The following is a 5,285-nucleotide window of genomic DNA, read 5'->3' as shown; positions in this document are numbered from 1 at the left end:
CATAAGGTCATGCCGCAAGGCGTGAGAACTCAATGTAACCAGAAACACGGGGCAGACTGACAGGTGCTGCATGTTTTGCCGTACCCAGTCGGTGGCTCCCCAGCCGAGAGGACTGTCGCTCATGCCATCCGACATCTGGCATTCCGAGGCCGATCTGGCCATCCTCAGAACCCTGTCGGCCTCTGCCCTTGCCGGGGCCTTCATGCGGCGCTGGTCCCGCTATGGCGACGATTACCACGATACCCGTTTGCGGGCAGGAGCAAGCGACAATCCCTCGCTCCTGTGGGCGGCTTTCCGTGACCGCTGGGGGTTACGTTTTTGTCCACGATCCTGATATTCCCATTACCCGCAAACCTGTCATCTGGCGCAGGGAAGACACGACCCGGATCATCAGCCTGACAGAGGCTCCGCACGGCTTTTCCGACTTCCTGTCACTGAATTTCGAAGCTCTGGGTCGGGTGCTGCTGGACCGTGAGGACGAGGCTGGCCGTGGCGTTACGGTGGTCGGCCCCTTCGGGACGTTCTCTTTCCTGCTGGATAGCCCGGACGCCATGAAACGGCCTGCACTGGTCATCCCGCTCGATCCCCTTTTCCGAAGTCGTTATTATGAAGCGGGACGCTTCATGTTCCGCTATCTCGGCTTCAGCATTCCGTATTGTGTCCCGCCGGTCATCACTCCCGTACGGTCGCAGTTGCTGATCCGCTGTCTGCATGCCCCCGCAACCACTTCCATCATAATTCACTCACCATCGACGTGTGACTGTTCATTCGTCTGCTTCTGGCAGATGGGCGATCGTTGCTGCTTAACTGCTCCGTGGTCTGCTTCTGTTCCCCTTGCTTGGATTGACGTTGTTCGCTACGAAAATGATAATGGGTCGCAATTAACGCCTAATGTATCAACGATCGGGGCTGACTGACCAGTCAGGGGAACCACACGTGGGATGTCGAACAACGTATCCATACTGAACAAGGCTTTCGCGTCGGAGCGTAACGCTCTGGGACGCCTCTTTCAGAAGATGGGCACCAACGTCGCGCCTGACGATTTACTCCAGACCCTCTGGATTCGTATTCAGAGAGTCGCAGAAAATCCTCCGATCCATAACGGCAAAGCGTATCTGTTTCGCCTCGCGTCTAATCTCGCAATAGATCAGGGCCGTGTAGATGCACGCGTCCAGCGTTTGCAGGATGAAGCGCGGTCAATCCTCTATGGGGACGAAACCAATACGCTGGACGCCGAAAAAGCATTTCTTGCGCGAGAGGAGCTTGAACGTGTCATTGCTGCCGCCAAAAATCTGACTGAACCGACCCGTACCATCTTCTGGCTTAATCGTATCAAAGGGATGCCGATGGGCGATGTCGCCAGAACGATGGGCGTCTCACGTACGACCGCCGATAAGCATCTGAAGCGCGCTATAGCTCAGCTTGGCGATGCGCGGGACGGCTGATATTTTTTGCAAGAGAGGTGAGGGATACGGGTTCGAGAAACGTCTCTTTCTTGCCGGGCAGATAATCAACGGCTCTGAAAGCAGGCATGACCGATTTCAACGCATCCTATGACCGTGAGACGACAGAGGTGGCCCGCCATTGGATTGCGCGTCTTGCTTCGGGCGATATTTCCGAACAGGAGATGGCTTCCTACAAGCAATGGGTGGCAGATGAAAAGCACCATGAAGTTTTTCAACATGAACTAAAACTATGGCGCAGCCTGAACCTGATTGCAGATAATCTGGCCCCAAGTACTGCTATTTCCATTCAGGCAGCGCGCATGAAACAGCGACGACGCAAGGTCGTTGTCGCTTCTGTGTCTGCCATTGCTGCCTGTGCTGCGCTTCTGCTGGCTGTGCCCGACATCACCATGCGTCTGCGCGCCGATGACTGGACGACGAACCATATTGAGGAGGTGGTTTTGTCTGATGGTTCGCATGTTGTCCTCGATGCGGATTCAGCCTTTGCCGTGCATTATGAGCATGGGGCGCGTACTGTCGCATTATTGCGTGGTCGCGCCTGGTTCGACGTCAGGCATGACGCAGAGCGTCCGTTCCGGGTAGAGGCGGCAGGAAGTGTAGCCGAAGATATCGGAACGGCATTCGAAGTTGATCGGCGCTTGACGGATGAAAGCGTCGAAACTTCCGTGCAAAGCGGCTCAGTACGCGTTTCCTCCCGCAATAACGGCTCTTCCGTCATCCTGACTGCCGGGCAGCGTGCCGTGTGGCGTGATGATCATGTTTCACGAGAGACTGACATTGCACCTGATTCTGTAGCCTCATGGCGGGATGGTCAGCTTATGCTGACTTCCGTGTCTGTTCGAGCGGCAGTCCAGACGATTGCCAGATATCGTGAGGGCAGAACGTTCATTATCGGCAATATCGACGACCTTCCTCCCGTCACGGCTCTGGTGGACGCACGCAGGCCTGACGATGCGCTGGCTGCTTTGGCGTCTGGAACGTCCATAAATATCTATCGTTTGCCGGGCGGTATCGTCGTCGTGCGCAGAAAAAACTAAAAAAACGTACCGTAGGGGTTTGGAAGCGGCCCACGAGAAGCGTCTTAGGAGTGCAAGAGGTAAGAACGCCTCGCAATTGCAGTCTTGAGAGCCGTATTCGTGGAGGGTTTTTCGTTGTCGCATGTTCTTCCAACCGGGCGTCGCCTTGGCATCTCGATGATGCTGGCGCTGGGAACATCGCTTTCCGCACTGGGCGGCTCACCCGCTTTTGCCCAGCAAGGACAAGCCGCCATTCCTTCGATCCATCTCGATATTCCGCGCCAGCCACTCTCTGCTGCATTGCAGGCATTTTCGCGCCGGACCGGGATACAGGTGGTTTATACGGCCTCGATTGATGCGGGGATCATATCCCCCGGCATTTCTGGCGATTTCGATGCGATGACTGCTCTGTCAAGGCTTCTGTCAGGGACGGGGGTGACGTTTCGTCAATCAGGGAAGGGTGCTGTCGTCCTTGCGAAAGCCTCTGCCAATATTACTCTTGGCCCGGTCCGTGTAGGCGGGACATTCGGCAAAGAAAGCGCAACTGGTCCCGGCGTGGGATATGTTGCACATTACACAGCTGCCGGATCAAAAACCGATACACCCATTACTGAAATTCCGAACTCTATTTACGTTATTACAAAACAGCAAATGCAAGACCAGCAGCCACAAAATATTATGGAAGCGCTGCGATATACACCTGGAGTGTATGCGGACCAGTATGGCACAGGTGACAATGGATCAATGGCTATCAACGGAAGTGGTGCAGGCACCAATGCTTCTATTATTATGCGTGGATTCAATGCGAGCCAGTTTGTTGATGGGTTGAACACTAGAAGTTATACGGCGGGAGAAACAGCATTTGTTGAACGCGTTGAAGCGCTCAACGGACCAGCATCGGTTTTGTATGGTCAGGTTGGAGCCGGAGGTCTAATTGCTACCAGCCTTAAAAAACCTACAGATACTCCCATACATAATGTTTCAGTTGGCTTTGGGAACTGGGGGCGGTATCAAGCAACTGTTGATATTGGCGACAATATTACTAAATCCGGAAATCTGCAATATCGGGTTGCTGCCATTGGAGTAACCCAAGGGACTCAAACGGATTATATCAATTATAAACGTGTCGGAGTATTGCCTTCAGTTAAATGGAAAATTGATGAGAAGACCAACCTGACATTAATAGGCAGTTATCTGTATACACCTCAAGACGGGCTTAACTGGGTTGGATACCCACTTAATGGAACACTCATACGCAATAATGGTCGTTATATACCTCGAAGCCGTTTTCTAGGTGATCCGAATGTTAACGAATCTGGTGCGACAACAGCTGAGTTCGAATATCAATTCGACCATACTTTCAATAAATATTTATCGTTCCAGCAGGTGTTCAGATATTCTGATTCCGATAATAATATGAATCAATTTTATGAAAATACGTCTAGTAGTAAAGGGGATACTTTTAATCGTTATGCATGGCAAGGGGTAGTTAAAAACAATAATATTGGTCTTGATAGTAGGTTTTTGGCCCACATCCCCTCAGGACCGGTAAAGCAAACAATTGTGGTAGGTATGGATTTTAGAAAAGTCGACGTATCACAAAATCTTGCGTATGATGATAACAATTTTCCAATAAATATTTGGGATCCGGTTTATGGAGGGAAAGTTCCTAATTATTCTCTTACCGGGCCAGATGCAACTGATATTAGTAACAACAAATCTTCATACTTTCAGAAAGGTATATATTTTCAGGATCAGATAAAAATTGGCTCCCTCTCGGTTATACTTGGAGGACGTCAGGATTGGGCATCTGGCACGACAGACAGGTACGCAGGAAATGGAAATGGTGACGGAACTTACACCCCTGTTCACTACACACGAACGAAAGGCTATACTGCGTCTAAATTTACCTGGAGAGCGGGACTAACTTATAATTTTAAATTTGGGTTAACGCCCTATTTTAGCTACGCAACTTCATTTTTACCCCAAGAGGGTAATTATGACTATGCTGGAAAGCCGATAGCTCCGTTGCAAGGCGGTCAATTTGAAGCGGGGCTCAAATATTATGTTCCCCATACTGATGTATTCCTGACAGCTGCAGCCTATCATATCAAAGAAAACCACTACATCACTGATGATCCTGCTCACCCTGGATACGATATAGATGCAGGAACGGTCGTATCAAAAGGCGTTGAACTCTCAGCTCATGCAAATATTACTCGTGATTTGCACCTAATCGCGTCTTATTCATATACCGATGCGCGAGTAACACAGAGTGACACGTCGGAAACTGCCTATGACGTTAATGGTAACGCAACAGGGATAGTGCCTGAAAAAGGAAAATATATCCGTTCTGTCCCTAGAAACATGGTCAACATGTTTGTTGATTATACTCTTTCGAAAACGGCATTACGGGGACTCGGTATGAATTTTGGTGTGCGTTATAATGGGTTCACTTATTCTAGCGATGCCAATTCCATTAAGGTTCCAGCCTATACTTTGTTTGATATCGGAGCTCATTATGATTTTGCAAATATAACGTCTTCATTAAAAGGACTGAAGGCACAACTTGCAATCTCTAACTTGACAGATGAGCGGTATATCACTTCATGCTATGGCAAGGCCTCCTGTTCATATGGTCAAGGTCGGCGAGTGTACGGGAATCTGTCCTATAGCTGGTGAAATTTTCCCACCCCGAACTGCGGCACATTTTCCTTATTAGTTTCAGCATTTGGCCACTTATCTCCATGTCAAACTCGATGGGTAATACTGCGCAACACGCGTGGGGTGTCCCTGCAATTTC

General features: G+C 50.2%; 5 protein-coding genes. All 5 read left to right on the top strand.

Features of this window, described 5'->3' with window-relative positions; all coding sequences use genetic code 11:
- The first annotated feature begins 121 nt into the window (after positions 1 to 121).
- The 5 genes from Absy_RS07500 (at position 122) to Absy_RS07480 (ending at position 5,164) form a co-directional block, all read left to right on the top strand.
- The gene (locus Absy_RS07500) at positions 122 to 334 is read left to right on the top strand and encodes a transcriptional regulator domain-containing protein (RefSeq protein ID WP_048854131.1); all 213 of its coding nucleotides are present in this window, start codon (positions 122 to 124) and stop codon (positions 332 to 334) included.
- Positions 297 to 917, top strand: coding sequence for a hypothetical protein (locus Absy_RS07495; protein WP_146802648.1), 621 nt, complete (start codon positions 297 to 299; stop codon positions 915 to 917). The genes Absy_RS07500 and Absy_RS07495 overlap by 38 nt, the downstream gene beginning before the upstream one ends.
- 24 nt (positions 918 to 941) lie before the next feature.
- Positions 942 to 1,445, top strand: coding sequence for an RNA polymerase sigma factor (locus Absy_RS07490; protein ID WP_048854129.1), 504 nt, complete (start codon positions 942 to 944; stop codon positions 1,443 to 1,445).
- Between the two features lie 86 nt (positions 1,446 to 1,531).
- On the top strand, positions 1,532 to 2,503 hold the full coding sequence (locus Absy_RS07485) for a FecR family protein (protein WP_048854128.1): 972 nt from the start codon (positions 1,532 to 1,534) through the stop codon (positions 2,501 to 2,503).
- Positions 2,504 to 2,659: 156 nt separating this feature from the next.
- Positions 2,660 to 5,164 (top strand): TonB-dependent siderophore receptor, encoded by a 2,505-nt coding sequence (locus tag Absy_RS07480; RefSeq protein ID WP_048854127.1) that lies wholly within the window; start codon positions 2,660 to 2,662, stop codon positions 5,162 to 5,164.
- Positions 5,165 to 5,285: the final 121 nt, after the last annotated feature.

Origin of the sequence: Acetobacter syzygii (genome assembly GCF_000964225.1) — a bacterium.
GTDB classification, from domain to species: domain Bacteria; phylum Pseudomonadota; class Alphaproteobacteria; order Acetobacterales; family Acetobacteraceae; genus Acetobacter; species Acetobacter syzygii.
This window is presented reverse-complemented; position numbering and strand designations above follow the sequence as displayed.

Coding starts and splice junctions, on each gene's coding strand:
- Absy_RS07500 (WP_048854131.1), top strand. CDS start 122: ATGCCATCCGACATCTGGCATTCCGAGGCCGATCTGGCCATCCTCAGA.
- Absy_RS07490 (WP_048854129.1), top strand. CDS start 942: ATGTCGAACAACGTATCCATACTGAACAAGGCTTTCGCGTCGGAGCGT.
- Absy_RS07485 (WP_048854128.1), top strand. CDS start 1,532: ATGACCGATTTCAACGCATCCTATGACCGTGAGACGACAGAGGTGGCC.
- Absy_RS07480 (WP_048854127.1), top strand. CDS start 2,660: ATGATGCTGGCGCTGGGAACATCGCTTTCCGCACTGGGCGGCTCACCC.